Below are 25,250 nucleotides of genomic sequence, written 5' to 3' on the forward strand. Positions count from 1 at the left end.
CCAGTCGGTTCGAGGAAAAAGCAGGAGGGCCTGCGGGTTGAGAAAAATGAGTTGAAGAGAGTCAGAAGGCGCCGCCGATGGCGTGCCGCGCCACGAAGTGCCCCGGCGCGACCTGCACCAGCGGCGGCACCTCGGGCTCGTCGCCCACCGCGCGGATGGGGCTGGGAATCTCGCCTTCGAGCAGCGCGCGCGGCTTGTGGCGGCGTGACGGGTCTGCCACCGGCACCGCGGCCATCAGCTTGCGGGTGTAGGCGTGCTGCGGGGCTTCGAACACCGCGCGGCGCGGGCCGATCTCGACGATCTGGCCCAGGTACATCACGGCCACGCGGTGGCTGATGCGCTCCACCACCGCCATGTCGTGCGAGATGAAGAGGAAGGCCACGCCCAGCTCGCGCTGCAGGTCGAGCATCAGGTTGACGATCTGCGCCTGAATGGACACGTCCAGCGCCGACACCGATTCGTCGGCCACCACCACCTTCGGGTTCAACGCCAGCGCGCGCGCAATGGCGATGCGCTGCCGCTGGCCGCCCGAGAACTCGTGCGGATAGCGCTGCGCCACCTCCGGCGGCAGGCCGACCTTCTGCAGCAGCCAGTCGACGCGCTGCTGGGCCTCTGCACCCTTGGCGATGCCGTGGATGAGCAGCGGCTCCATGATCGAGAAGCCCACCGTCACGCGCGGATCGAGCGAGGCGAACGGGTCCTGGAAGATGAACTGGATGTTGCGGCGCAACGCCTGCAGCTCGCGCGTGGGCAGCTCGCGGATGTTCTGGCCGCCGAATTCGATGGAGCCGCTCTGGCTCTCGACCAGGCGCAGCAGCGAGCGGCCGGTGGTCGACTTGCCGCAGCCCGATTCGCCGACCAGCGCCAGCGTTTCGCCGGGGTACAGGTCGAAACTGATCTTTTCCACCGCATGCACGCGGCGCTTCACGCGGCCGAAGAGGCCGCTGCGCACGTCGAAGCGCGTGACGAGGTCGCGCACGCGAAGAATGGGGCCGGAGTCTTCGCGCACGGTGTCCTGCGGCGTCGTGTGATCGCACGGCGCCATTTCGGCGCTGGCTTCCGTGCGCAGCAGTTCGAACTTGGCCGGCAGGTCGGTGCCCTGCATCGCGCCGAGCTTCGGCACGGCCGACAGCAGTGCCCGGGTGTAGGGGTGCTGCGGCGCCGCGAACACGGTGTCGGAGCTGCCGGCTTCCACCTTGTCGCCGCGGTACATCACGAGCACGCGGTCGGCGATCTCGGCCACCACGCCCATGTCGTGCGTGATGAAGAGCACGCCCATGCGCATCTCTTTCTGCAGCTCGCGGATGAGCTGGAGGATCTGCGCCTGGATGGTCACGTCCAGCGCGGTGGTCGGCTCGTCGGCAATCAGCAGCTGCGGCTTGCACGACAGCGCCATCGCGATCATCACGCGCTGGCGCATGCCGCCCGAGAGCTGGTGCGGGTAGCGGTCGAGCACGTTGCGCGCCTCGGGAATGCGCACCAGCTCCAGCATGCGCAGGGCTTCGGCACGCGCTGCCGCGTCGCTCTTGCCCTGGTGGATGCGGATGGCCTCGGCGATCTGGTCGCCGGCCGTGAACACCGGGTTCAGCGACGTCATCGGCTCCTGGAAGATCATCGCGATGTCCGCGCCGCGGATGCTGCGCATCGCACTGTCGCGCGCCTGCGCCAGGTCGAGCACTTCACCGTTGCGGCGGCGGAACATCATGCTGCCGTTGAGGATGCGGCCGCCGCCATGCTCCACCAGCCGCATCAGCGCGAGCGAGGTGACCGACTTGCCCGAACCCGATTCGCCCACCACTGCGAGCGTTTCGCCATGGTCGACGTGGAAGGACAGCTTCTTCACGGCATCGACCGTGCGCTCGGAAGTCGAGAAGCGAACGGTGAGGTCGTCGACGGCGAGAACGCGGCCGTCCGGCAGGGCGAGGGCAGGGGTGGACATGGGAGTGCGAGAAAAAGGAGTGCGTGCGGTCTCAGGCGAAGATGGCCGTGATGGGCGCGTCGTTGCCGCGTGCGTGGCCGCGATACATGCCTTCGGAGTTGAAGGCCAGGCTCAGGTTGCCGTGGCGGTCGACGGCGATCAGCCCGCCGGAGCCGCCGATGGCCGGCAGCGACTTCTGCACCACGGCATGCGTGGCGGCTTCGAGCGTCGCGCCGCCATAGGCCATGCGCGCGCACACGTCGTAGGCTGCGGCGACGCGGATGAACATCTCGCCGCTGCCGGTGCACGACACGGCGGCCGTGCGGTCGTCGGCGTAGGTGCCGGCGCCGATGAGCGGCGAATCGCCGATGCGGCCGACACGCTTGTTGGTCATGCCACCGGTGGAGGTGGCTGCGGCCAGGTGGCCGTGCATGTCGAACGCGACCGCGCCGACGGTGCCGAACTTCTTGTCCTCGTCGAGCGGGGAGGCAGCGGCCATCGAGGCGCCTTCATGATCGACCACCACGCGGCCGGTGTCGCGCACGCGGTAGAGCTGCTGGCGCCGCGCTTCGGTGGAGAAGAACGAAGGCTCGACCATCTCCAGCCCGCGTTCGCGCGCGAACACCTCGGCGCCGGCACCGGCCAGCAGCACATGCGCGCCGTCTTCCAGCACGGCGCGCGCGGCGCGCACCGGGCGGCGTATGTGGCACACGCCGGCAACCGCGCCGGCGGCGAGCGTGGTGCCGTCCATCACGGCGGCATCGAGCTCATGGGTTTCGTCGTGCGTGAACACCGCGCCGTGGCCTGCGTTGAAGAGCGGGCAGTCTTCGAGCATCTCGACCGCGAGGCAAGCGGCGTCGAGCGCGGATGCGCCCTTGAGCAGCATCGCCTGCGCGGCGGCCACGATGGCTTTCAGCGCGTCGTGATAGGCCTGTGCCTGCTCGGCGCTGGTCGTGGCGGCGCTGATGGTGCCGGCGCCGCCGTGGATGGCGATCACGGGCACATGGGTCTGGGTCATCGGGAAGCTTTCTTCTTTCTCTTGCCGGCGCCGTTCAGGGCGGAGGCATCTGTAGTCGTGTCTTGCTGACGGGCGCTGGTGTCGAGCCCGTTGATGCGCGGCAGTCCGTTGGCACCGTGCAGCCACGGCCGCACCGCCTGCAGGATGCGGCCAGCGGAATGCACCGGGTCGGGCGCGCGCAGCGCCACCGCGCTGGTCAGCGCCTCGATCAGTGCGAGCACGCTGGTCTCGCAGTTGGGTCGGTAGCTGGTTTCGGTCTGGCAGAAGAGCGCCACGTCGGCCAGCGGCGCCAGCGGCGAGCTGGGGCGGTCGGTGAGTGCGATCACCGCGCAACCCTGGCTGCGCGCGATCTGCGCGAGCGCGATGGTGTCCGTCAGGTAGCGCGGAAAGGTCAGGCCGATGAAGACGTCCTGAGGGCCCGCGTGCATCAGCGTGCGTGCGGCATGCGTGACGCCGCTGACGCCCGCGAGCAGCCGCACGTCGTTGCAGCTGCCGTCCAGCCCGTGCTGCAGCAGGCCCGCGAGCCACGCACTTGCGCCGAAGCCGCCGATGTAGACCGAGCGCGCCTTGCCGATGCGCTCCACCGCGGCTTCGCAGGCGGCGTAGTCCAGCGTCTGGCGCGTGGCGTCGATGTTGCGGCGGCTCTCGTCGAGCGCGGTGGCGAACACCTCGGCCACCGTGGTCGGACGCTCCAGGTTGCCGCGCAGCCGCTCCACCGGCGCCACCAGCGGCTCGAAGCCGCGCACGAGCTCGGCGCGGAATGTGGCGTAGCCATCGAAATCCAGCGCCCGCGCGAAGCGATTGGCCGTGGCGACCGACACGCCCACCACCGCAGCCAGCTCGTCGATCGGCAGCGTGGCGACCTGCAGTGGGTGCTCCAGCACGTAATCGGCCACCTGCCGATGCGATCGCGACAGCCGTGGCAATGCCTGCGCGATGCGCTGGGCCACGGTGGTGCCTGGGGTGTCGAGAGTGGTGCTCATGGAGGGTGCGATGCGCCCGAAAGTGTGCGTTTTTTGAAAACCAGTTTACAAATATAAGTCAGATAAGAAAATTTTCTGTCATTTTTGATCATGATCGCAAGTAGCGGGCCAGGGGTGAAGGGGCATTGATGGGGCGAGGGAAGTACCTGTTTCCCTCGTGGAGGGGACGCCCGAGCTCGCTTCGAAGCGGGCGTCTAGGGATTTCCCCTGATGTCGTTGATTTGCGCCTGCCGGACGGCCGGGTCGGCAAAATCTCCGGCACATGAGGGAGCCACGATGAACGAGGGGAAGCAACCGGATCGAGGTTCGGCACTGGGCGGACGAGTTGTTCGTCTCGACGCGCGACAGCGAGGAAGTGCAGGGCGAACTGACCGGACGCCATCACCTTGCATTTCAGGCGAAGGACCGGACGATGGTGGATGCGTTCCACAAGGCCGCGCTGGCGCATGGCGGGCGGGACAACGGCGCTCCGGGCGAGCGCTCGTACCACCCTGGCTACTACGCGGCGTTTGTGCTGGACCCCGATGGCAACAACATCGAAGCCGTGTTCCACGGCGAGGCCGAACGCAGCGCGGATTCGGTACCTATCAGGCGTTGACCGGGCTTGTTGCGCACCCCGCCCGTGCGACGCCGGTCAGTGCCTGGCGGGCGACAACTGCGCCAGAACCTGCTCGACGCTCGACACCGCCGGAGCGAGAGGCCCCCAGAGCGCCCGCCCTACGGTGATGAAATGGCCGAGCATTCGTTCGGATTGCGAGAACAACTCGCGCGCCGGGGCCGTTTCCAATATGTCGAGCACCCGCCGCTGAATGGCGGCCTCGTTGATGCTCTGGACAGCCAGCCGCACTCGCGTCTGGCCGGGTAGGAGCGCGACATGCGCGTTGCCTTGGAAAGCCTGGCCCACCGCCGCCGCACGTGCGCCAATGGCCGTGCGCTGGCGGATGAATTCAAGATGGTCGCCCGCAATGACCGCCGGCGCGCGCCCCTGGGCGAAATAGGTCGCCTGGTTGAAACGCTGGCTGAGTCCCAGCGGATTCATCGCGTTCGCCGCGAGGGCGGTGTTGCCGGTCATGTTGGGGTCGAACTGTCCGAAGACGCAGCGTTGTCCTCCTGCATGGACGAAGATGCCGGCGCACTGATGGCAGGGTTCCAGCGTCGAGTACAGCGTGGCTCCCGCGGGCACCGCACGGCGCAGGCCCTGCACCAGGTTGGTTTCGGCGTGATAGGTCGTGTTGTAGGCCCGCGCATTGACCTGCCAGCCCCAGATGCGGCCGTTGGGCTCGGCCAGCAGCCCGACGATGCGCGCGCTGGGACGGATGCCGCCCCAGTTGATTCGCCCGGCAATGGCATAGACCAACAGCATGTAGAGGATGTCGGCGTAGGCCTGCGTGGCGTTCGCTCCTGCGCCGGGGAACTGCTGCAGGGGCGCCATGTGGCGCCGGCCCGCCGCGACCGGCAGTGCATTCCAGTTGGCGCGCCATGCATGCGCATGGGCCGGGAGGTTGCCCGCCTGCGACAGGTTGGTCAGATAGGCCTGCGCACTGTTCGGGAGATTGGCCCAGTCGCCTGCGACAGGTTCCAGGCCGTTCGGCACGTAGAAGCGATCGTTGTTCGTGGCTGGTGCTGCGGCTGCCGCCGCCAGCATGTTGTTGACGTTCGGGGTCGCTCCAATGGCGATGTAGCGCAGTTGGTGCCCATTCCAGTAGGTCACCGAATGAATGCCGTGGGTCTTCATGATGCCCAGGCACGCGACTGTCGGAATGTAGGTGGTGAAGACGACGAGATTGCCGAGATTGCCGCCACCCCTTGCGCGGTCCTGGATCGCATTGACCACGGCCGTGTGCGAGTCTTGCGGGGGCATGACGGCCGGCTGGCGCCCGAGGCCGACGATCGTCGGCGCAGTGTTCTGCTGGGCTCCCCGAAGCATCAGCAGGGCGTAGTCGAACCCTGGCTGTGCCGCCTGGATCGCGAACACGTTGAGCAGACCAAACTGGAACTTGTTGATGTAGGCCACGCGATTGCTCCCTTCGGCATCGAGTCTGCGCAGCCTGGAGTCGATCGAAGGCTTGCAGAGAATCGGACCTCGGGGATGCTATCTCGCACATTCCTTGCGCGACTCCCCTGTTCGGGTGAGTGGGCGGCCTGAACGAAGGTGATTTACCGGGCCCTGCGAGCCTATAAAGCCTGATCTGAATGCTTTTGCATGAACACGCTCAGCGGATCGTCCGGATACTTCCCGAACGGACCACGCCGCGCGTAGCCTGAGCGCGTGTAGAACGACAGCGCCTCGAGCTGGCTCACGCCGGTCTCCAGCCTGAACATCGCACAACCGCGCCCCATCGCTTCGTTCTCGAGGAAACCCAGCACTTTCGCCGCGACGCCTTGTCCCCGGTTCTCGGGCCGCACATACATGCGCTTCAGTTCGCCGAATTCCGGTTCCATCACGATGGCTCCGCAGCCGATCGCCGTGCCTTCGTTGTCGCGAGCAACCGCGAACAGCACGTTTGCGGCGGAGAGCGCCGCGATGTCGATGCCGTAGTGGCACTCGGGCGGATACAGCGGCTTCTGGTAGGCGTCGAGGTCGTCGATGAGCCGGGTGACGTCGGGCTGGGCGGGGCTTTCGAGGGAGATCTGCATGGCGCGATATTACTGACGGAGCCTCGTTGCCAAGCCGCGGCAAACCGTCCCGAGTCGTTGCGATGGATCCTTGTCTCGAAGATGTTGTCTGTATCAGAATGTTGTTGCATCTCTCGACGCAGCAACGCGTGTCGCACTAAGGCGGCACACCAACCAGGACTCATGCATGGCGCTGATCAACTGTTATCGCTACAGGGAAGCCACGGACACGCCCAACGCCTGGACTCGCTCGGGCGACGGCATCTACAAGATCCGCCCCGGCGGTGTTCTGGCGAAACAGATGCTTTCGTTCTCCAGTTTCCGACTCCAGCGTTTGCTGTTGGCGATGGCCACCGAGTTCGCCAAGCTCATGGCTCAGTTCAGGGGCCACGCGGACAGGGGCATCCTGGAGGAGTCGATGCGAAAGCTCATTACAGCAGCAGACCTCGTGCCGAAGAACGCGCCCGGTGGGATCGTTCTACCGACCGACGACGTCGTTGGCAGCTATGCAATCAAGCTGCTGATCGTCGACCCCAAGGGAGATTCGCGCGAGGCGCTCGTGGTGGGCATCTCCGCGGATTCGGTGAAGAACGCTGTCTGCATCAACTGCGGACAACCCAAGAAGCGTTTGAAGATGGACGAGAACGTGAAGTCCCACAGCGTGATTCCCGCTTCGTTCTGGATCGCGATCGTGCCTTCGGCGCTCGCTGCCGTGGGAGTCAAGACGAGCGCTCTCTCCGGCGACAACGATGTGCTGGTGAAGTCCATGGTCAACGCAGGCAACGAGGCAACCGGCACGTATCAAAAGCCGGGCGCGGATGCGCAGGCGATCAGCATGTGCAGCGATTGCGAAAGCCGCCAGGCCGATTTCAGCCTGCTGCAGCGTCATGAGCGGGCAAGGCGCTGGCTGATCTGGTCAGCGAACAAGCCGCTCGAGCCCGCGATTCGCACATTCGTCGGCGAGCAGTTCATCGCCGAACCTTCAGGCGTCGGCGAGCGCGATGAAATGATTCGTGTCACCTACAACGTCGCCAGGCGCGTGGCGGGCGCGATGGAGCGGCAGATCATCGCGAGCCTTCAGTTGTGGTTGAACAAACAACCCAAGGAGACGCCTATCGTCGGCGCCGCGGCCAAGCCGTCGAAGTGGAGCGAAAGGCAGAAGGCACTAGGCGCGGCATTGCGTCCGGTCAATGCAGGCGATGCGCTTCTCGAGCGGGAGCGTATTACCAACGCGCGCCTTGCGGTGCAGGGGGTCTTCAGGAACCAGGTGCTTCCTCAGATGCTTCAACAGGTTCAGGCCCGCTCGACCTCGACCTGGGTCGGCATCACTTCGCTCGAGGCCCACAAATGGGTCGAACGCGTGTCCAGGCAATCCAGGCAATGGGTCGAGCACCACTCGCTCAAGGCAAGCCTCGAAGTGCGCTGGTCGGGTCATGCGATTTCCGACGGCCCTACGATCAAGGGCGAACTGGAGGCCATCGGCGTCCTTGCCGGGACTCGTCGTGCGCAAGGGAGTTGGGAGGGGCGTCCTGGCGAGCCGCCACTGGTGGTCTATCTTGCCCAGAACATCGATGCCTTCCTCCAAGCCATCGTGGAGTTCGCCGTGCTGTTTTCCGGGCTGACCCGCCGCGACGCGACAAAGGACGAGAAGAACAAGACCCTGCCCGTGAGCGCCGTCAGATAAAAAGCCCGCCAAACCGCAGGGTCCGGGGCTTTTTTCAACAATGGATTTCTTCACTTGAAGGAGTACCACTTTGGAATACCGTCATCTGGGCAAATCGGGCCTCAAGGTTCCCGTATTGAGTTTCGGCACCGGCACCTTCGGCGGCAAGGGCGAGTTCTTCAGCGCGTGGGGCAGCACTGACGTCGCCGAGGCGCGCAAGCTCATCGACATCTGCCTCGAGGCCGGCGTGAACATGTTCGACAGCGCCGACATCTACTCGTCCGGCGCAGCCGAATCAGTGCTCGGCGAGGCGATCAAGGGGCGGTCGCGTGACGGACTGCTGATCTCCACCAAGGCCACCTTCCGCAGCGGCGAAGGGCCGAACGACGTGGGCTCGTCGCGCCATCACCTCGTGCAGGCCGTCGACGGCGCGCTCAAGCGCCTGGGCACCGACTACATCGACCTGTTCCAGCTGCACGGCTTCGATGCGAGCACGCCGGTGGAGGAAACGCTGGGCACGCTCGACGATCTCGTGCGCGCGGGCAAGCTGCGCTACATCGGCGTGTCGAACTTCTCGGGCTGGCACCTGATGAAGTCGCTGGCCGTGTCCGAGCGCCATGGTCTTGCACGCTATGTGGCGCACCAGGCTTATTACTCGCTGGTCGGCCGCGACTACGAATGGGAGCTGATGCCGCTGGCGCAGGACCAGGGCGTGGGCGCGGTGGTGTGGAGCCCGCTGGGCTGGGGCCGGCTCACGGGCAAGATCCGCCGCGGCCAGCCGCTGCCGGCGAACAGCCGCCTGCACGTGACCGCGGACATGGGCCCGCCGGTGCCCGACGAGCTGCTGTTCCGCGTGGTCGATGCGCTGGAGAAGGTCGGTGCCGAAGTCGGCAAGACGGTGCCGCAGGTCGCGCTCAACTGGCTTCTGCAGCGCCCGACGGTGTCGAGCGTGGTGATCGGCGCACGGGACGAGGCGCAGCTGCGCCAGAACCTCGGCGCGGTGGGTTGGAACCTCACGTCCGCGCAGGTCGCGGAGCTCGATGCGGCCAGCGCGACGACGCGGGCCTATCCCTACTGGCATCAGCAGGGATTTCTCGAGCGCAATCCCAATCCGGTCTAGCGTCGGAAGGACAGGGCGGCCCGGCTGCTCCGCACCCGCACCGATCCATCATCCATTCACGACAGGCTGGAGCCTGCGCGCGAGCCCGCCGGCTCAGGCTTGCCTGCTTCGAGCGAGCACCATGCCGTTGCAGGCTTGGCCGCTTCCGCCGAGCACCATGCGGCCGAAGGCTTGCCCGCTTCGAGCGAGCACCATGCCGCCGCAGGCTTGGCCACTTCCGCCGAGCACCACGCAGCCGAAGGCTTTCCCGCTTCGAGCGAGCACCATGCCGCCGCGGGCTTGGCCACTTCCGCCGAGCACCATGCGGCCGAAGGCTTGCCTGCTTCGAGCGAACACCATGCCGCTGCAGGCTTGGCTGCTTCCGCCGAGCACCATGCGGCGGAAGGCTTGCCCGCTTCAAGCGAACACCATGCCGCTCCATCCTTGGCCGGCTCGCCGAACTCCTCGGCGGACAGGCGCTGCATCTCCTGGAATGCCGCCTCCAGCGCCTTCGCGTCATCTTCACCGCGCAGGCCGAGGTACGGAAAGTGGTGCAGGAAATAGCCGAAGGTGGCTTCGCAATCCGCCGCGTACTTCCGCGTGTCGAGGATGTGCATGTGCCAGAAGCGGTCGACGTCCTGCTCGGGGGCGAGCGTCAGGTCGGGGTGCCTGGCGTGCAGCACCAGGAAGCGCTTGTAGGCCGCCTCCATCCTGTCCGCGTAGCCGGCCGGCCAGCCGTAGCCGTCTTCATTGCGGCAGGCCTTGAACTTGATCAGCGTGAGGTCTAGCGCCTCGATGGCGGCGATCGTCTGCTCCAGTGTCTTGCGCTGGGTGGGGTGGGTCATGAATGCTCCTGTGAGGTGGTGGGAAGGCCCGGGCGAGCGTGCCCGGTGACGATTGCGCCGACGGTCGGGCCGTCAGGCCACCACCGATGGAGCAAATTGGTTGCGCAGGTGACGCGCCATGAAATCTCGTGCCTCGTCCGCGGGCACGGGCTTGCAAAGCCAGTAGCCCTGGGCCTCGTCGCACCCGTGGCTGCGCAGGTATTCGAGCTGGGCGGCGGTCTCGATGCCTTCGGCCACCACCTTCATCCGCAGCCCGTGGGACAGGGTGATGATGCCGTCGATGAGTGCTCGCGCATCGGCGTCCTGCGAAAGGTCGTTGATGAAGGAGCGGTCGATCTTGACCGTCGAGAGCGGAAAGTGCTTCAGGTAGGAAAGCGAGGAATAGCCCGTGCCGAAATCGTCGATGGCGAGGCCGACGCCCATGTTCCGGATCGTGCGAAGCAGTTCCGCCGCGTGCTCGGGGTTCGCCATCACCGCGCCCTCGGTGACTTCCAGCTCCAGCAGCGACGGATCGAGGCCCGAGGACTCGAGGACCGCCTTTATGTCGGTGATGAGCGTGCGGCTTTCGAACTGGCGCGGCGAGAGGTTGACGCTGGTCAGAACTGCAGGCAGGCCGAACTTCTGCCATGCAAGCGCGTCGGCGCAGGCCTGTTCGAGTGCCCACTTGCCCATGGAGAGGATCAGGCCGAGCTCCTCCGCGATCGGGATGAACTGCACCGGCGGAATCATGCCCAGGGTCGGATGGTGCCAGCGCATCAGCGCCTCGACGCCGACGATGCGCTGCGTCTGCAGGTTCATCTTCGGCTGGTAGTGCATCTCCAGCTCGCCGCGCTCGAGGGCATGGCGCAGCGCGCTTTCCAGCATCAGCTGCTCGGTGCTCTGCGCATTCATCTTGGCCGCGTAGAAGCGATAGGTGTTGCGGCCCTTCTTCTTGGCCCGGTACATCGCGGTGTCGGCGTTCTTCAGGAGCGTCTCGGCATCGCCCCCGTTCTCCGGATAGATGCTCACGCCGACGCTGGCGCTGACATGCAGTTCGCGCGCATTGATGAGGAAGGGCTCGGCGCAGGTGGACAGCACCTTTTCGGCAAGCTCCGCGGCATCGTTGGCGCTGCACAGGTTTTCCAGCAGCAGCACGAACTCGTCGCCGCCGAAACGCGCCACGACCTCGGTGTCGCCCAGCAGCGCCGCTAGGCGCTCGCCGCAGATCCTGATCATCTCGTCGCCCGCGCCGTGGCCCAGGGTGTCGTTGATGTGCTTGAAGCGATCCAGGTCGACGAACAGCACCGCGAACTGCTTCTGGCTGCGGTTGCTGCGCTTGATGGCGCGGTCGAGCTCGCTCTGCAGCGCGGAGCGGTTGAGCAGCCCGGTCAGCTCGTCGTGGCTGGCCATGAAGCGCAGGCTGCGCTCGGCCTGCTTGCGCTGCCTGTACTGGGCGATCTGCAGTGCGATCACGCGCAGCGACTCGAGCGTTTCGGCATCGGCGGCGTAAGGGGCTGCTCCGAAAAGCTCCAGCGCCGCGGTCGTATCGCTGGCGACCATCGGCACGATCAGGCCGGAGGTCAGCCCGGCCTCGCGGGCCATCGCGTCTCGAGCGAAATGGCTCGGGGCCGTCTGCGTGTCGATCCGCACGACGCTGCCGATGCCCCAGGCGCGGCCGAGCGAACCTTCGCCGGGCCGGTAGGCGAGCGACTGGCTGGCCTCGACGAATTGCCGCACCGTCGGGTCGTTGTCGGCATTCCAGGCAGCCGTGCAGCGGGCCATGCCATCGTCGCCGACGCTCCACAGCGCGCCGCAGTCCCAGTGCAGGTCGGTGCATATCGCTTCCAGCGCCAGCCCGATCACCGTCTCGGCCCTGCCGTCGCCGGCCAGCAGCCGGGCGATCTTGTATTCGAGCTTCTGGCGCAGCGCATCCTTGCGCGGCCGCGTGGCGTCGCGCACGGTGCCGCGCACCACCATCCTTCCGTCTTCCTCGGCCGACTGGGCGATGACGTGAAGCCAGCGCTCGGTTCCGTCGTGCAGGCACAGGCGGTGCTCGAATTCGCGGCGCTCCGAGGACTGCGAGGCCAGCGTGATCTGCCGATGCACCGTGGAGCGTTCAAGCGTCGGAACACGCGAGAGCAGGGCGGTCAGGTCCGGCTGGACGGGGTCCGAATCGAAGCCGAGGATGCGCCGGGCTTCCTCGGAGCATTGCAGCGTTCCGGTCTCGAGGTCGAGGGTCCAGCTGCCCAGGCTGGCCATCTGCTGGGCGTCCTTCCACTGGCGCTCGCTGGCGCGCAAGTGGCTGGTCATCTCCAGAGCCAGCACCTGGGCCCGGCTGCGCGAGGTGGTCAACGAGAAGACGATGCCGGCCAGCAGCATGCTGGTGGCAAGGCCGCCGAACACGATGAACCACGGGATGGCCTTGTCGAGCGGGCCGAAGACCTGGCTTTCGGCCTGGCCGACCTCCACGAGCCAGGAGTGGCCGCCCAGCTCGAAGCCCAGCATGCGCTGGAGACTGTGCGCGAGCGCGGGGGAGGGCTTTGCCGGGGCCGAGCTGTCGAACAGCAGCTGCTGCTCGCTGAACGCGGCCGGCAGGACGAACCGGGTCTCGATGCGTGTGCCGATCGCGCCCTTGCCGGGCCCGGCATCGATCACGCGCAGGCGCAGCGTCCTCGTGGCGTCGGGGGCGACCATGTCGCGAAGCATTCCCGCGATGCTGAAGCCCGCGCCGACCGAGCCGATGTAGGCGCTGCGCCGCTGTTCGAGCGTGTCGAGCGGCTGGCCCGGCCTGTAGACCGGCAGCCGCATCGCCAGTCCGATGTCGGACTCGCGGCCCGGGATGCGGACCTTGCGGCCCGATGTGACCAGCCCGCCGGTGTCGCGGCCCTGTTCGAGCGCGTCGCCCCGGTCGGGCATCGCGCCCAGGTCATTGCCGAGCAGCCTTTCGTTGCCGGCTTGGGGTTCGATGTAGACCAGCGGGTAGTAGATGTCCCGCTTGCCGGGCGGCTTGATGGCGAAGCCGGAGGCCACGCCGGCGTCGAGGCTGGCATCGCCGCGTACCTTTTCCTCGAAGGCCTGCCTGTCCTTGGCCGCAACGCCGGGTGCGTAGTTGACGGCTTGGAAGCCGGGGTAGTTGCTCTCCAGGTTCAGGCCCGCGACGTAATCCCTGAAGTCGCTTCGCGTCACGGCGCCGGCGGTGTTGAACCGAGCGCGCAGGCCGGTCAGCACGGCGATGTAGTCGTCGAAGCGGGCTTCCACCTTGCGCGCCAGGTCGAGGGCGGTCGAGTCGAAACGGGCCTGGGCGCTGCGCCCGATTTCCTGGTGGGCCGACACGCCGAGGGCGACCGACAGCACCATGCCGGCCAGGAAAATGGCCAGCGGCAAGCGAATCCTGACCCAGACAGACAATGACATTGGACTTGATCCTGCCGCTGGCACAGACCGGGTGGCTCCGTGTGCTGCAGTGCGGCACGGCAGAGAACGCAGCAGTTGCTTCGTTGGCGCAATATATATGGCCGATGCGTGGTCGTCACGCAACTTGTTACAGAGATTTCAGAGTACGCCGGTGGCGATTTGCCTCGAGTCCGAATATTTAAGCATCAATTCGGGCGAGCCACGTCCTTGCATCGGGGAAGAGGAGCCGGTGGCGCCCCCGGAAAGGGCCAGGCCCGACGCCGGGCCACGGGCAGCCGGTATAGACAGGACGGAGCAGGGCATCAGGCTGGCGTCAACCCGAGCACCCATCGCTTGAAGTCCTCCAGCGCCCCGGAGGCCGGCCGGCCTTCGGGATAGGCGAAGTAGTAGCCCTGGCGCACGTCCAGGTGCCGGTCGACCGGAATCACGAGCTCGCCGGTGCGCAGTTCGTGCTCGATCAGGATGCGCGGCGCCAGGCCCACGCCCATGCCGGCCGCCGTGGCGGCCACCACCATCGTGAAAAGCTCGTAGCGCGGTCCGCGCGATGCGTGCACCGTGTATTCCCAGCCCTGCTGCGCGTACCAGTCGCGCCAGGCATGGGCGCGCGTGCTCAGGTGCACGTGGCGGCAGCGCTCGAAGCCGGCTTCGTCCCAGGGGCCGTGCGCATCGCGGAAGGCCGGGCTGCAGATGGGCACCATCTCGCCTTCGGAAAAGATCAGCCCGCCGCGCGTGTTGGGCCAGAACTGGTCGCCGAAGTAGATGGCCGCGTCGTAGGCGTTCTCCTGGAAGGAGAAGGGCTGCGAGCGCGCCGACAGGTTCACGGTGATGTTCGGGTGCTGCCGGCTGAACTCGGGCAGGCGCGGTATCAGCCACTGCGTGGCGAAAGTCGGCACCACCGCCAGTTCCAGCACGAAGCCCATCTCGTGGCCGGCGCTGATCTCCAGCGTGTCGCGGCGGATCTGGTCGAGGTGGCGGCGGATGCGCGCCGCGTATTCGCGGCCCACGTCGGTGAGCGTGAGCCGGCGCCGCACGCGCGAGAACAGCGGCACGCCGAGCCGCTGCTCGAGCATGGCCACCTGCCGGCCGACGGCGCTTTGCGTGAGCGCCAGTTCGCTCGCCGCGCGGGTGAAGCTGCCCAGCCGCGCCGAGGCCTCGAAGGCCTGCAGCGCGCCCAGGTTGGGAATGTCTTTTCTCATCGATTGCCAGAGGTTGTGCCGGTCGTGCCCGGGGCGGTGTCCTTCCCGGTGTGCACAACGTTGTGAGTTTTTAGCGTTTGTTTCGCCTCCGCCCACGACTCTATTCTGCGTGCCGACCCCTGCCAACGATTCGAGGAGACTTCCGATGATTGTTTCGCGCACCGCCCGTTCCGCATCCATGGGCATCGCACTGGCTTCCGTCCTGGGCTTGCCCGCCGCCGCGTTCGCGCAGGCCGAGCAGACCGTCACCATCGGCCACGCCGGCCCGCTCACCGGGGGCGCCGCCCACTGGGGGAAGGACAACGACAACGGCGCGCGGCTCGCGGTCGAAGACCTGAACAGGCAGGGCCTCGTCATCGGCGGAAAGAAGATCAGGTTCGTTCTGCAGTCCGAGGACGACCAGGCCGACCCGAAGCAGGCCATGGTGGTCGCCAACAAGCTGGCCGACATGGGCGTGAAGGGCATCCTGGGCCACTTCAACTCGGGCGCGGCCATTCCGGCCTCGGCGGTCTACAGCCGTGCGGGCGTGCCGGACGTGTCGACCGCCACCAACCCGGCCTTCACCAAGCAGGGCTACGGCAACGTCTTCCGCATCCTGGCCAGCGACGAGGACGTGGGCATGGCCATCGCCAACTACACGGTGAAGGATCTGAAGGCGAAGAGCATCGCGGTGATCGACGACCGCACCGCCTACGGCCAGGGCGCCGCCGAGGTGTTCGCGCGCGGCGTGAAGGCGCTGGGCGGCAACATCGTGGCGCAGGAGTACGGCAGCGACAAGGCGACCGACTTCATGGCCATCCTCACCACGATCAAGAGCAAGCAGCCAGACGTCGTGTTCTACGGCGGCATGGACGCGCAGGGCGGTCTCATCGCGCGGCAGATGAAGCAGCTGGGCATCACGGCCAAGCTGCTCGGCACCGATGGCCTGTGCACCGACGAGGTCGCGAAGATCAGCGGCGGAGCGGTCGACGGCCTGCTGTACTGCACGCGCGGCGGCAAGGAAATCGAGAAGACATCGAAGGGCGCCGAGTTCGAGCAGCGCTACAAGGCCCGCTACGGCACCGAGGTGCTGACCTACGCGCCGTACCTGTACGACGCCATGATGGCGCTGGCCGCCGGCATGCGCGCGGCCAACTCGGTCGAGCCCGAGGCCTACCTGCCGGCGATGCGCAAGGTGAAGTTCGACGGCGTCACCGGCACCATCAGCTTCGACGCCAAGGGCAACCTGCAGAAGCCCGACTTCACCGTCTTCACCTACAAGGACGGCAAGCGCGTGCGCGTGGCCGGCTCCTGAGGCGGCCGCCCGCATGCGGATGCTGGACGCGGAGGAAACCGCAGCCGCCTTGCCCTGGGGCGCGCTGGTCGAGGCGCTGCTGCAGATGTTCGAGCGCGAACGCCGGGGCGAAGCGCATGCCTCGCCGCGCACCTCCGTCGCGCTCGCGGCGGGCGGAGTCATGCTGCTGATGCCGGCGGCCGACCTGCAATTTGCCGCGCTGAAGACGGTGACGGTGCATGCCGCCAATGCCGCGCGGGGCCTGCCGGTCGTGCAGTGCAACGTGACGCTGATGGACGCGACCACCGGCACGCGCCTGCTCGCGATGGACGGCAATGTGCTGACCGCGCGGCGCACGGCGGCGCTTTCGCTGGCCGGAGCGATCAGGGCAGGACGCACGGGCGCGGCGCGCATGCTGCTGATCGGCGCGGGCGTGCAGGCTCGCGCGCATGCCGAAGCCTTTGCCCAGGTGTGGGGCATCCGGCGTCTGGAGATTCATGCACGGACGCAGGCCCATGCCGAGGAACTGGCGCGGCACATGCGTTCGTTGGACGTCGATGCCAGCGCCGCGGTCGCGGACCCGGCTGTTGCGGCGAAGGAGGCCGACCTGATCGTCGCCGCAACCAGCTCGCAGGATCCCGTGGTCCCGCCGCAGGTGCGGCCGGACGCCACCGTGATCGCCGTCGGCGCCTACCGTGCCGACACGGCCGAGGTGCCGCCCGAACTGGTGCGCCGCAGCGCCGTGTTTGTGGATACGCTGGAGGGAGCGCGCGGCGAGGCGGGAGACCTGATCCGGGCGGGCGTCGACTGGTCCGCCGTGCAGGCTTTCTGCAACGCGTCGCCGGCACGGGAAGGCCGGCCGGTATTGGTCAAGACCGTGGGCCACGCACTGTGGGACCTTGCGGCGGCGCAGCTGGCCTACGCGAATCGACAGCATTAGTGGCAATGACGAACAGCGAGAAGAAGGGCATTTCATGCGTCGTGTGGTGATCATCGGCGGCGGGGCCATCGGTTCCGCCATCGCCTACTTCCTGACCCGCAGCCCCGAGGAGGGGCCCTTCGAGGTCACGGTGGTGGAGCGCGACTTCTCGTACAGGCAGGCTTCGTCGGCGCTGTCGGCAAGCTCGATCCGCCAGCAGTTCTCCACCGCCATCAACATCCGGATGTCGCTCTACGGCATCGACTTCTTTCGCACGCTCGGCGAAACGCTGCGCGTGGGCGACGACGTGCCCGACATCGGCCTTGTCGAGCCCGGCTACCTGTATCTCGCTTCGCCGGCCGGCGTGGACGTGCTGCGCGAGAACCACGCGATGCAGAAGGCGCACGAGGTGGACGTGGCGTTGCTGACGCCCGGTGAACTGAAATCGCGCTTTCCTTGGATTTCGACGGAGGGCGTCGAGCTTGCCTCGCTGGGTCTTTCGGGAGAGGGCTGGTACGACGGCTACAGCCTGCTGCAGGCCTTCCGCAAGAAAGCCGCGTCACAAGGCACGCGCTATGTGCAGGCGCATGCCACGGGTCTGAGGTGCAAGGGGCGCACGGTGACGGGCGTGCAGCTCGACAGCGGCGAGACGCTCGAGGCTGACGTGATCGTCAACGCTGCGGGCGCATGGGCCGCGAAGGTGGCGGAGTGGGCCGGCATCGACCTGCCCGTGCACGGCCGGCGCCGCAGCGTGTTCAGCTTCTCGTGCCCCGAGACGCTGCCCGGCTGCCCGCTGGTGATCGACACCTCCGGCATCTGGCTGCGCCCGGAAGGCCGCCAATTCATCTGCGGCTTCGCGCCGCTCGAAGACCAGGATCAGGACGACGCGCCGCTCGAAGTCGAGTACGAGGCCTTCGACAGCTTCATCTGGCCGTCATTGGCCGAGCGCGTGCCGGCCTTCGAAGCCATCCGCATGACCGGCGCCTGGGCCGGCTACTACGAGATGAACGTGTTCGACCACAACGCCATCCTCGGCCTGCACCCGGACTGCGACAACCTCTATTTCGCCAACGGCTTCTCGGGCCACGGCCTGCAGCAATGCCCGGCGGCGGGGCGCGGCGTGGCGGAGCTGATCCGCTTCGGCGAGTACCGCAGCCTCGATCTCTCTCCGGTGTCGTTCGCGCGCATTCTCGAGAACCGGCCGTTGCTCGAGAAGAACGTAATCTAGGGCTTGTTCAAGGGGGTGCGAGCGCGGTGAATGGCCCTTGCTGGCCCAGCGCGGACTGCCCCTCGTTGAGCACGGCCACCAGCCTGCCGTAGAAGAACGGAAGGCCGAAGTCGATGGCGCCGCTGCCGGAGCTCGTGGCGGCGATGTTGCTGACCGCCACCACGCCCGGGTTGCTCGTGAAGAGCGACTGCGCGCTTGCAACCGCGAAGCTCTGGCTCAAAGGTGCTCCCGCCGCGGCGGTGAAACTGGCGCTCAGGTCCAGCGTGCTCGCGGGGCAGTAGAAGCCGGCGAAGTTGCCGCTCTTCGCGCACTGGGCGATCGTGGAATCGTTCAGGAAGAAGAAGTTCGATCCGCTGTCGAGAAAGCTGTCGGGAAAACTCGCGTTCTTGTAGGTGGCCGAGACGTTGAGCGTGCGCGGATTGGTCTGCAGCACCGTCGCGCCGCTCATGGCGTTGTTCGATTGCGTGGCCACGCCGAAGTAGAGCGTGCCCACGGTGACGCCCTGGCCCGCCGAGGAAATCGCCGGCAGGCTCAGCACGACCCCGTTGTTGTCCTGCGCGAAGTTGGCGACGACGTTCTGAGACTGCATCGCGACCGGCACCGCCGTGTTCTGGCACTGGCCTCCGGACGGGCAGGTGTAGTAGGTGGCGGCAATGGCCTTCTGCGCGCATGCGGAGCCGCAGTCCTGCAGAAAGGCGGCCACGCCGATGATGCCGTTCGTTCCCAGTTCGGCGGGGGTGTTCTCGGCCTGGAGCGTGCCGTTGTCCGAGCATGCGTTGGGCACGGTGCCCGACGCAGGGTCTCCCACGATCTGCAGCGGCTGCGAGCTTGCGGACTTCGGCCCCAGCGTGATGTCGGCGAGCCGCATCGTTCCCCATGTGTAGCCGTCGAGGAACTGTTCGCATGCATTCAGCGGCGAGCTGTTCACCGCTTCCTGCGGCAGGGCTGCCAGCATCGACGAGTTGAGCGCCGCGGCGGCGATGCGCACGCCGGTCGAACCGGTGTCGACCAGCACGTTGTCGATGGTCTGGCATGTGCCGGTCCCCGGCGCGCAGAGCTTCACGCTGACCTGCGGAAGGTTGACGCCGCTCGAATCGGTTCCGTGCGACACGGTGAGCGACATCGAGTTCTGCGAGCTTGTCGCGGGGGCCTGCGTGGCGGCCGGTGCCGAAGTCGATGCGGAGCTGCTGGCGGGAAGCAGCCCGACCGGCAGGGCACCGCCGCCTCCGCCACCTCCACCGCCGCCGCAGGCGACGAGTCCCAGCAGGCTTGCGGTGCAGGCAGCCGCGGTAGCCGCTCGGCGGATCAAGGCCCTGGCGCCTGCGATGCGCCGGCTGCCTGCGTGTCGTTGTTCCATGGGCACGGTGGGTGGTTGCAAGCGGGTTGAAAGGATCAGGAGCCTTGGTCCGGGATGGACAGCGTGTTCGGATCGAGGCCCGCAGGCAGCATCCGGGGCAGCCAGGCAACGCCCGTCGAGGAACGCTGGTGCGCGGACGCGTGCACGGCGAAGGTCTCGTCCGCCTGCGAGGTCGTGCCGTGGGAGCCCATGCCCTGCCGGCGCAGCTCGCGTGCATTGCGCGACATCTGCGTGGCGTAGCGCGTGCCCAGCAGCACCGAGAGTTCCGGCCGGTGCGAGCCGCGCCATGCCACCGCGAACACGGTGCCATTGGCCGTCAGGTATTCGCGCTGGACCAATCCGTCGGGCAGCGTGACTTCACGCGTGCTCCAGCTGGCGGCTGCTTCAGCCATCGAGCTGCCGGCCGCCTGATTGGCGGCCTTGCGCGATTCGATGCTTACGCGCTGGCCGGCACCCATGGTGGGAGCACCACCCAGTTCCGCGAAGGCGGACGGCGCGGCGAACACGGCGGTGGCGACCGCGAGGCCGGCCAGCAAGGCGGGCCGCTCGAAGCGATGCGCATGACGCTTTCGTGAACCGTGTTCCATTCAGACTTCCTTTCCGTCCCGACGCGCGAAGGTTACTGTCCGTTGGCTTCGGCGAGATAAAGACCCACGGCGCCGCATTGGCTGAAACACCAAGTCGGCCAGCGATCAGGTTCGCGGTGTTAACGAGCCGGCGGGGAGGGCGTAGGATGGCCGCCAGAGAGGTGCCCCATGACCGCACAGACACTGATCGACACAGCCCGCGCACTCGTCGCCGGCGACAAGGGCCTGCTCGCGATGGACGAGAGCAACGCCACCTGCAACAAGCGCTTCGCCGCGCTGGGCATTCCGCAGACCGAGGCGTCGCGGCGCGACTGGCGCGAGCTGATCGTCACTGCGCCCGGGTTGGCCGACAGCATCAGCGGCGCGATCCTGTTCGACGAGACGATCCGGCAGAAGACGAATGCGGGCCAGCCCTTTGCGAAGGCGCTGGTCGACGTCGGGATCATCCCCGGCATCAAGGTCGACACGGGCGCCAAGCCGCTGGCCGGGCATCCCGGCGAAACCGTCACCGAAGGGCTGGATGGTTTGCGCGAACGTCTTGCCGAGTACGCCGCGATGGGAGCGCGCTTTGCCAAATGGCGCGGCGTGATCGCCATCGGCGACGGCCTGCCGACGCGCGCATGCATCCGCGTCAACGCCCATGCACTCGCGCGCTACGCCGCGCTGTGCCAGGAAGCCGGGCTGGTGCCCATCGTCGAGCCGGAGGTTCTGATGGACGGCGGCCATTCGCTCGCGCGCTGCGCAGAGGTCACCGAAGAGGTGCTGCACCGGACCTTCTCCGAACTGCGAGCGCAGGGCGTGCTGCTCGAAGGCATGCTGCTGAAGCCGAACATGGTGCTGCCGGGACTGAAGGCGCCCACGCAGGACTCCGTCGACGCAGTGGCCGAAGCCACGGTCGGATGCCTGCTGCGCACCGTACCCGCCGCCGTGCCGGGCGTTGCCTTTCTCTCGGGCGGCCAGCCGGCGCCGCTGGCCTCGGCCCGCCTCAACGAAATGAACATCCGCTTCGGGTCGCGCCTGCCATGGGCGCTGACCTTCTCGTTCTCCCGCGCGGTGCAGCAGCCCGCGCTCGATGCATGGAAGGGCGACGCCGCCAATGTGGCGGTCGCACAGAAAGCGCTGGTGCTGCGCACCGGTGCCAACCGGGCCGCGCGCCGCGGCGAATACAAGGAAGAGGCATAGAACCGAGCATGACGACTCCCCAGGACCTGTACCGCCAGAAACTGGCATCTCCCGCCGATGCCGTGCGCCAGGTGCGCGACGGCGACATGATCATCGTGCCGACCGGCGTGGGCGAGCCGCCTGCGCTGCTCACCGCGCTGTCGGAGCAGCGGCGCGATTTCCGGGACGTGAAGGTCGCGCAGATCCTCGCGATGCGCAAGTACGCCTACATCGACCCGGAGACGGTCGAGAACGTGCGCCATGTCGCGCTGTTCTTCGGCGGCGCCACCCGCGCGGGCGGGCAGGAGGGCTGGATCGACTTCCTGCCGAACTACTTCTCGGAGATCCCGGCGCAGATCGAGCGCGGGCAGGTCCCGGCCGAGGTGGTCTTCAGCATGGCGTCGCCGATGGATGCGCACGGCTACTTTTCGTTGAGCCTGGGGGCTGACTACACGATGGCCGCCGTCGCGAAGGCCCGCGCCGTGGTGCTGGAGGTGAACCCGAACGTGCCCTTCGCGTACGGCGCCTGCCACGTGCACGTCTCGCAGGTGGCCGCGCTGGTGGAGAACGAGGCGCCGGTGATGGAGGTCGGCCTGCCGAAGATCGGCGTGGTGCAGGAGGCCATCGGCAAGTACGTGGCAGACCTGATCGACGACGGCTCGACCCTGCAGATCGGCTACGGCGGCATTCCCGATGCGGTGGTGATGCAGCTCACGCACAAGCGCGACCTGGGCATCCACACCGAGATGATCGGCGACGGCATCCTCAAGCTGGTGGAGAGCGGCGCGGTCACCAATCGCCGCAAGAACTACCTGCCGGGCAAGTCGATCGCGACCTTCGCGCTGGGGTCGGAGAGGCTCTACCGCTTCATGGACCGCAACCCGGCGCTCGAGATGCATCCGGTGAACTTCACCAACGATCCGGCGCTGGCGGGGCTGAACGACAACCTCATCGCCATCAACGCGACCATGCAGATCGACCTGCTGGGCCAGTGCGGTTCCGAGAGCCTGGGCCATGCGCCGTATTCGGGCACGGGCGGGCAGTCGGACTTCGTGCGCGCCGCCAACCGCTCGCGCGGCGGCAAGGCCTTCATCGTGCTGCCCTCGACCGCCAAGGGCGACACCATCTCGCGCATCGTGCCCTCGCTGTCGCCGGGCACGCACGTGAGCACGAGCAAGAACGACATCAACTACGTCGTCACCGAATACGGCGTCGCGCAGTTGCGCGGCAAGTCGGCGAAGCAGCGGGCGCGCGAACTCATCGGCGTCGCGCACCCGGCCTTCAGGGCGGAGCTGACCGAGCAGGCGAAGCGGCTGAAGCTGCTTTGAGTGCCCCGGCTCAGCCCGACTTGGCCGCCTTCACCAGCGAAGGCGTGGCCTTGTAGCTCTCCGGGAACAGCTTCTTCAGGTCGTCGATCTTCGGCATGTCGTTGATCGCGATGTAGGGCTGGCTCGGATGCAGCGTCAGGTAGTCCTGGTGGTAGTCCTCGGCCGCGTAGAAGGGCTTGGACATCTCGACCGTGGTGGCCAGCGGCTTGCCGAAGGTCTTCGCCTGGTTGAGCTGCGCGATGTAGGCATTGGCGATGCGCGCCTGCTCCGCGTTCTCGGCGAACACGGTGGAGCGGTATTGCGTGCCGGTGTCGGGGCCCTGGCGGTTGAGTTCGGTGGGGTCGTGCGCCACCGAGAAGTAGATCTGCAGCAGCTTGCCGTAGCTGATCTGCTGCGGGTCGTAGGTGATGCGCACCGATTCGGCATGGCCCGTGCGGCCCGAGCCGACTTCGTCGTAGCGCGCCGTCTTCGCCTCGCCACCGGCGTAGCCCGACACGGCGTTGCTCACGCCCTTGACGCGCTGGAACACGCCCTGCACGCCCCAGAAGCAGCCGCCGGCGAACACGGCGGTTTCGGTCTTCGCGGCGGGCGGGGCCACCAGGTCTGCGGTGGGCGCGGGCACGCGGCGAGCGGTTTCGGCAAACGACGGCACCGCGTGCCAGACCAGGGCGGCGGCAGCCAGCGTGCCTGCGGTGAGTGCGAGGGATTTCATGGGGATTCCTTGGGGAACGGGATTTGCGTCGGCCGGCTGATCGGCCAACGCGACATTGACGCCGAATCTTCCGGACGTCAATGGCGCTTGCGAGGTGCCTTGCCGGCTTACTTCTTCATCTCGTCCTTGCCCATGGCGTCCTTCTTCATGGCGTCCTTGGACATGGAGTCTTTCGCCATCGAATCCTTCTTCATGCCGTCCTTCGACATGGAATCCTTGGCCATCGAGTCCTTCTTCATGGCGTCCTTGGACATCGAGTCCTTGGCCATGCCGTCCTTCGCCATTTCGTCCGCGGCGAAAGCCGAGGCGCCGGCGAAAGCCATGCAGGTTGCGAGCAGGGTTGCGGTGAGCTTGTTCATTTGAAGTTTTCCTGAGTGAGTTGAGGTTGAGTTTTCAATGTCGGCTCGGTCCCCGGGGAACTCCGCCTTTCGCTTTCTTCGGCAGTCGAGCGGCTTTGGCGGCCCCTCAGCTCCCTCCGAACCAGTTGTAGCCCTGGTCTTCCCAGTAGCCACCGGAATAGGTGTTGGTGACGAACATCGCCTTGATGTGCTTCGGGTTCTTGTAGCCAAGCTTGGTCGGCATGCGCAGCTTCATCGGAAAGCCGTACTTCGGCGGCAGCGGCTGGCCGTCGTAGGTCAGCGTCAGCAGCGTCTGCGGGTGCAGCGCGGTGGGCATGTCGATGCTGGTGTAGTAGTCGTCCGCGCACTTGAAGCCGACGTACTTCGCCGTGAGGTCGGCGCCGATGTGGCGCAGGAAGTCGGCAAAGCGCACGCCGCCCCATTTGCCGATGGCGCTCCAGCCTTCCACGCAGATGTGCCGCGTGATCTGGTCGTGCTGCGGCATGGCGCGCAGCTCGGCCAGCGTCCAGGCGTGCTTGTCGGCCACCATGCCGGTCACTTCCAGCTTGTAGCTGGCCTCGTCCACCTCGCGCACCTCGTCTTCGCCGTAGTAGGCGTTGAACGGAAAGGGGCGCGTGATCTCGGCCTCGGTGTAGGTCGGCGCGAGCTGGGTCGGGCTGAAGATCAGGCCCTGCACCTTGTCGTTGAAGCGCGAGATCTTCGTGAGCGCGGCTTCCACCTGCGCGTTGTCGCTGATGCTGCAGCCCGTGAGCAGCGAGAGTCCGCCGAGCGTGAGCGAGCGCTGCAGGAAGATGCGGCGCGATGGCTGGTCGAGCTTCTTCGCGATCAGCGTGCGGGCTTCGTGCAGCACGGCTTCGCCGTCGATGCCGCTCAGGGTGGGGGCCTTGAAGATTTTCATGATGGGACGACTCAGTCCTTCGGCGCGCGGCCGCGGAGCATGGTGAGGAGGGTTCGCGGCACCAGCGCCACCATCACGAGGTGAACGACGACGAAGGCGACGATGGTGGCCATGCAGAAGAAATGGATGCGGCGGGCGAACTCGTAGCCGCCCAGCAGCTCGCGCAGCACCGGGAACTGCACCGACTTCCACAGCACCAGGCCCGACAGCACGATCAGGATCAGGTCGAGCATCACGAACAGGTAGGCCAGCTTCTGCACGCTGTTGTAGCGGCGCGGGTCGGCGTGCGAGAGCTTTCCCTTGAGCGCGGCCAGCGCGTCCTGCAGCACGCCGCGCGGCGTCACCGGGAAGAACTTGCTGAAGAGCCGGCCGCTGGCGATGTTCAGGGTCAGGTACACGAGGCCGTTGAACACCAGCAGCCACATCGCGGCAAAGTGCCACTGCAGCGCGCCGCCCAGCCAGCCGCCGAGCGTGATCACGGTGGGAATGGTGAAGGGGAAGAAGGGCGCGGCGTCGTAGATGCGCCAGCCGCTGGTCACCAGGATCACCACCGCCAGCGCGTTGAGCCAGTGCGTGATGCGCATCCACAGCGGATGGATCGGGCGGCGGGCATCGGCCGGCGGGGCCGACTCGGCTGGTGGGGCGATGGCTGTGCTGTTCATGGGGCGGATTGTTGGGCGCACCCCATGGCCGATTC

Annotated in this window: 21 protein-coding genes and 1 pseudogene; 8 read left to right on the plus strand and 14 right to left on the minus strand. The window is 67.0% G+C overall.

The window, feature by feature from the left end:
* Positions 1-61: 61 nt before the first annotated feature.
* The 3 genes from EJO71_RS21570 to EJO71_RS21580 are packed head-to-tail and all read right to left on the minus strand — an operon-like array spanning position 62 to position 3,919.
* Positions 62-1,939, minus strand: a complete 1,878-nt coding sequence (locus EJO71_RS21570; RefSeq protein ID WP_125950712.1) for a dipeptide ABC transporter ATP-binding protein — start codon at positions 1,937-1,939, stop codon at positions 62-64.
* A gap of 31 nt (positions 1,940-1,970) precedes the next feature.
* A complete protein-coding gene (locus EJO71_RS21575; RefSeq protein ID WP_125950713.1) occupies positions 1,971-2,936 on the minus strand; it encodes an isoaspartyl peptidase/L-asparaginase in 966 nt (321 codons plus the stop codon).
* Positions 2,933-3,919 (minus strand): MurR/RpiR family transcriptional regulator, encoded by a 987-nt coding sequence (locus EJO71_RS21580; protein WP_125950714.1) that lies wholly within the window; start codon positions 3,917-3,919, stop codon positions 2,933-2,935. The genes EJO71_RS21575 and EJO71_RS21580 overlap by 4 nt, the downstream gene beginning before the upstream one ends.
* 313 nt (positions 3,920-4,232) lie before the next feature.
* On the opposite strand from EJO71_RS21580, the pseudogene EJO71_RS21585 reads away from it, so the two are divergent.
* Positions 4,233-4,517, plus strand: a pseudogene (locus EJO71_RS21585) (VOC family protein); the annotation flags it as partial.
* A 36-nt stretch (positions 4,518-4,553) separates the two neighbouring features.
* On the opposite strand, the gene EJO71_RS21590 reads toward EJO71_RS21585, so the two are convergent.
* Complete coding sequence (locus EJO71_RS21590; RefSeq protein ID WP_125950716.1) at positions 4,554-5,933, minus strand: Bd3614 family nucleic acid deaminase; 1,380 nt, start codon at positions 5,931-5,933, stop codon at positions 4,554-4,556.
* Between the two features lie 161 nt (positions 5,934-6,094).
* The gene (locus EJO71_RS21595; protein ID WP_125950717.1) at positions 6,095-6,556 is read right to left on the minus strand and encodes a GNAT family N-acetyltransferase; all 462 of its coding nucleotides are present in this window, start codon (positions 6,554-6,556) and stop codon (positions 6,095-6,097) included.
* A 166-nt stretch (positions 6,557-6,722) separates the two neighbouring features.
* On the opposite strand from EJO71_RS21595, the gene EJO71_RS21600 reads away from it, so the two are divergent.
* Together EJO71_RS21600 and EJO71_RS21605 are read left to right on the plus strand one after the other, a co-directional pair.
* Positions 6,723-8,219, plus strand: coding sequence for a hypothetical protein (locus EJO71_RS21600; RefSeq protein ID WP_125950718.1), 1,497 nt, complete (start codon positions 6,723-6,725; stop codon positions 8,217-8,219).
* Between the two features lie 70 nt (positions 8,220-8,289).
* Positions 8,290-9,318, plus strand: coding sequence for an aldo/keto reductase (locus tag EJO71_RS21605; RefSeq protein WP_125950719.1), 1,029 nt, complete (start codon positions 8,290-8,292; stop codon positions 9,316-9,318).
* Positions 9,319-9,374: 56 nt separating this feature from the next.
* On the opposite strand, the gene EJO71_RS21610 is transcribed toward EJO71_RS21605, so the two are convergent.
* The 3 genes from EJO71_RS21610 to EJO71_RS21620 form a co-directional block, all read right to left on the minus strand.
* The gene (locus EJO71_RS21610; protein ID WP_240651472.1) at positions 9,375-10,142 is read right to left on the minus strand and encodes a hypothetical protein; all 768 of its coding nucleotides are present in this window, start codon (positions 10,140-10,142) and stop codon (positions 9,375-9,377) included.
* A gap of 72 nt (positions 10,143-10,214) precedes the next feature.
* Positions 10,215-13,535: an EAL domain-containing protein gene (locus tag EJO71_RS21615; RefSeq protein WP_125950720.1), complete on the minus strand. Its 3,321-nt coding sequence runs from the start codon at positions 13,533-13,535 to the stop codon at positions 10,215-10,217.
* Positions 13,536-13,837: 302 nt separating this feature from the next.
* Complete coding sequence (locus EJO71_RS21620) at positions 13,838-14,731, minus strand: LysR substrate-binding domain-containing protein (protein WP_125950721.1); 894 nt, start codon at positions 14,729-14,731, stop codon at positions 13,838-13,840.
* Positions 14,732-14,909: 178 nt separating this feature from the next.
* On the opposite strand from EJO71_RS21620, the gene EJO71_RS21625 reads away from it, so the two are divergent.
* Genes EJO71_RS21625 through EJO71_RS21635 form a run of 3 tightly spaced genes read left to right on the plus strand, consistent with a single transcriptional unit; the run spans position 14,910 to position 18,151 of the window.
* A complete protein-coding gene (locus tag EJO71_RS21625; RefSeq protein ID WP_125950976.1) occupies positions 14,910-16,025 on the plus strand; it encodes a branched-chain amino acid ABC transporter substrate-binding protein in 1,116 nt (371 codons plus the stop codon).
* Between the two features lie 13 nt (positions 16,026-16,038).
* Complete coding sequence (locus EJO71_RS21630) at positions 16,039-16,944, plus strand: delta(1)-pyrroline-2-carboxylate reductase family protein (protein WP_206169041.1); 906 nt, start codon at positions 16,039-16,041, stop codon at positions 16,942-16,944.
* 34 nt (positions 16,945-16,978) lie between these two features.
* On the plus strand, positions 16,979-18,151 hold the full coding sequence (locus tag EJO71_RS21635; protein ID WP_125950722.1) for an FAD-binding oxidoreductase: 1,173 nt from the start codon (positions 16,979-16,981) through the stop codon (positions 18,149-18,151).
* A 7-nt stretch (positions 18,152-18,158) separates the two neighbouring features.
* On the opposite strand, the gene EJO71_RS21640 is transcribed toward EJO71_RS21635, so the two are convergent.
* Together EJO71_RS21640 and EJO71_RS21645 are read right to left on the minus strand one after the other, a co-directional pair.
* A complete protein-coding gene (locus EJO71_RS21640) occupies positions 18,159-19,508 on the minus strand; it encodes a DUF3443 family protein (protein ID WP_125950723.1) in 1,350 nt (449 codons plus the stop codon).
* Positions 19,509-19,543: 35 nt separating this feature from the next.
* Positions 19,544-20,095 (minus strand): DUF2844 domain-containing protein, encoded by a 552-nt coding sequence (locus tag EJO71_RS21645; RefSeq protein ID WP_125950724.1) that lies wholly within the window; start codon positions 20,093-20,095, stop codon positions 19,544-19,546.
* A gap of 168 nt (positions 20,096-20,263) precedes the next feature.
* Here EJO71_RS21645 and EJO71_RS21650 point away from each other — a divergent pair, with 168 nt between their 5' ends.
* Both EJO71_RS21650 and EJO71_RS21655 read left to right on the plus strand, forming a co-directional pair.
* Complete coding sequence (locus EJO71_RS21650; protein ID WP_125950725.1) at positions 20,264-21,277, plus strand: class I fructose-bisphosphate aldolase; 1,014 nt, start codon at positions 20,264-20,266, stop codon at positions 21,275-21,277.
* An 8-nt stretch (positions 21,278-21,285) separates the two neighbouring features.
* Positions 21,286-22,584, plus strand: coding sequence for an acetyl-CoA hydrolase/transferase C-terminal domain-containing protein (locus tag EJO71_RS21655; RefSeq protein WP_125950726.1), 1,299 nt, complete (start codon positions 21,286-21,288; stop codon positions 22,582-22,584).
* Positions 22,585-22,594: 10 nt separating this feature from the next.
* Here the strand turns inward: EJO71_RS21655 and msrA are convergent, their stop codons facing one another.
* The 4 genes from msrA to EJO71_RS21675 form a co-directional block, all read right to left on the minus strand.
* On the minus strand, positions 22,595-23,296 hold the full coding sequence (gene msrA / locus EJO71_RS21660) for a peptide-methionine (S)-S-oxide reductase MsrA (protein WP_125950727.1): 702 nt from the start codon (positions 23,294-23,296) through the stop codon (positions 22,595-22,597).
* Between the two features lie 107 nt (positions 23,297-23,403).
* On the minus strand, positions 23,404-23,655 hold the full coding sequence (locus EJO71_RS21665) for a pentapeptide MXKDX repeat protein (protein WP_019652918.1): 252 nt from the start codon (positions 23,653-23,655) through the stop codon (positions 23,404-23,406).
* A 106-nt stretch (positions 23,656-23,761) separates the two neighbouring features.
* A complete protein-coding gene (locus EJO71_RS21670) occupies positions 23,762-24,553 on the minus strand; it encodes a molybdopterin-binding protein (RefSeq protein ID WP_125950728.1) in 792 nt (263 codons plus the stop codon).
* Positions 24,554-24,564: 11 nt separating this feature from the next.
* Complete coding sequence (locus EJO71_RS21675; protein ID WP_125950729.1) at positions 24,565-25,215, minus strand: cytochrome b/b6 domain-containing protein; 651 nt, start codon at positions 25,213-25,215, stop codon at positions 24,565-24,567.
* Positions 25,216-25,250: the final 35 nt, after the last annotated feature.

The sequence above is a fragment of the Variovorax sp. 679 genome, from assembly GCF_003952185.1.
GTDB lineage: Bacteria > Pseudomonadota > Gammaproteobacteria > Burkholderiales > Burkholderiaceae_C > Variovorax.

Excerpts from the sequence above, each read along its gene's own strand:
- EJO71_RS21675 (WP_125950729.1), bottom strand. The coding sequence starts at position 25,215 with ATGAACAGCACAGCCATCGCCCCACCAGCCGAGTCGGCCCCGCCGGCC.
- EJO71_RS21580 (WP_125950714.1), bottom strand. The coding sequence starts at position 3,919 with ATGAGCACCACTCTCGACACCCCAGGCACCACCGTGGCCCAGCGCATC.
- EJO71_RS21615 (WP_125950720.1), bottom strand. The coding sequence starts at position 13,535 with ATGTCATTGTCTGTCTGGGTCAGGATTCGCTTGCCGCTGGCCATTTTC.
- EJO71_RS21650 (WP_125950725.1), top strand. The coding sequence starts at position 20,264 with ATGACCGCACAGACACTGATCGACACAGCCCGCGCACTCGTCGCCGGC.
- EJO71_RS21645 (WP_125950724.1), bottom strand. The coding sequence starts at position 20,095 with ATGGAACACGGTTCACGAAAGCGTCATGCGCATCGCTTCGAGCGGCCC.
- EJO71_RS21635 (WP_125950722.1), top strand. The coding sequence starts at position 16,979 with ATGCGTCGTGTGGTGATCATCGGCGGCGGGGCCATCGGTTCCGCCATC.
- EJO71_RS21610 (WP_240651472.1), bottom strand. The coding sequence starts at position 10,142 with ATGACCCACCCCACCCAGCGCAAGACACTGGAGCAGACGATCGCCGCC.
- EJO71_RS21575 (WP_125950713.1), bottom strand. The coding sequence starts at position 2,936 with ATGACCCAGACCCATGTGCCCGTGATCGCCATCCACGGCGGCGCCGGC.
- EJO71_RS21595 (WP_125950717.1), bottom strand. The coding sequence starts at position 6,556 with ATGCAGATCTCCCTCGAAAGCCCCGCCCAGCCCGACGTCACCCGGCTC.
- EJO71_RS21620 (WP_125950721.1), bottom strand. The coding sequence starts at position 14,731 with ATGAGAAAAGACATTCCCAACCTGGGCGCGCTGCAGGCCTTCGAGGCC.
- EJO71_RS21670 (WP_125950728.1), bottom strand. The coding sequence starts at position 24,553 with ATGAAAATCTTCAAGGCCCCCACCCTGAGCGGCATCGACGGCGAAGCC.
- EJO71_RS21665 (WP_019652918.1), bottom strand. The coding sequence starts at position 23,655 with ATGAACAAGCTCACCGCAACCCTGCTCGCAACCTGCATGGCTTTCGCC.
- EJO71_RS21630 (WP_206169041.1), top strand. The coding sequence starts at position 16,039 with ATGCGGATGCTGGACGCGGAGGAAACCGCAGCCGCCTTGCCCTGGGGC.
- EJO71_RS21625 (WP_125950976.1), top strand. The coding sequence starts at position 14,910 with ATGGGCATCGCACTGGCTTCCGTCCTGGGCTTGCCCGCCGCCGCGTTC.
- msrA (WP_125950727.1), bottom strand. The coding sequence starts at position 23,296 with ATGAAATCCCTCGCACTCACCGCAGGCACGCTGGCTGCCGCCGCCCTG.
- EJO71_RS21655 (WP_125950726.1), top strand. The coding sequence starts at position 21,286 with ATGACGACTCCCCAGGACCTGTACCGCCAGAAACTGGCATCTCCCGCC.
- EJO71_RS21640 (WP_125950723.1), bottom strand. The coding sequence starts at position 19,508 with ATGGAACAACGACACGCAGGCAGCCGGCGCATCGCAGGCGCCAGGGCC.
- EJO71_RS21570 (WP_125950712.1), bottom strand. The coding sequence starts at position 1,939 with ATGTCCACCCCTGCCCTCGCCCTGCCGGACGGCCGCGTTCTCGCCGTC.
- EJO71_RS21600 (WP_125950718.1), top strand. The coding sequence starts at position 6,723 with ATGGCGCTGATCAACTGTTATCGCTACAGGGAAGCCACGGACACGCCC.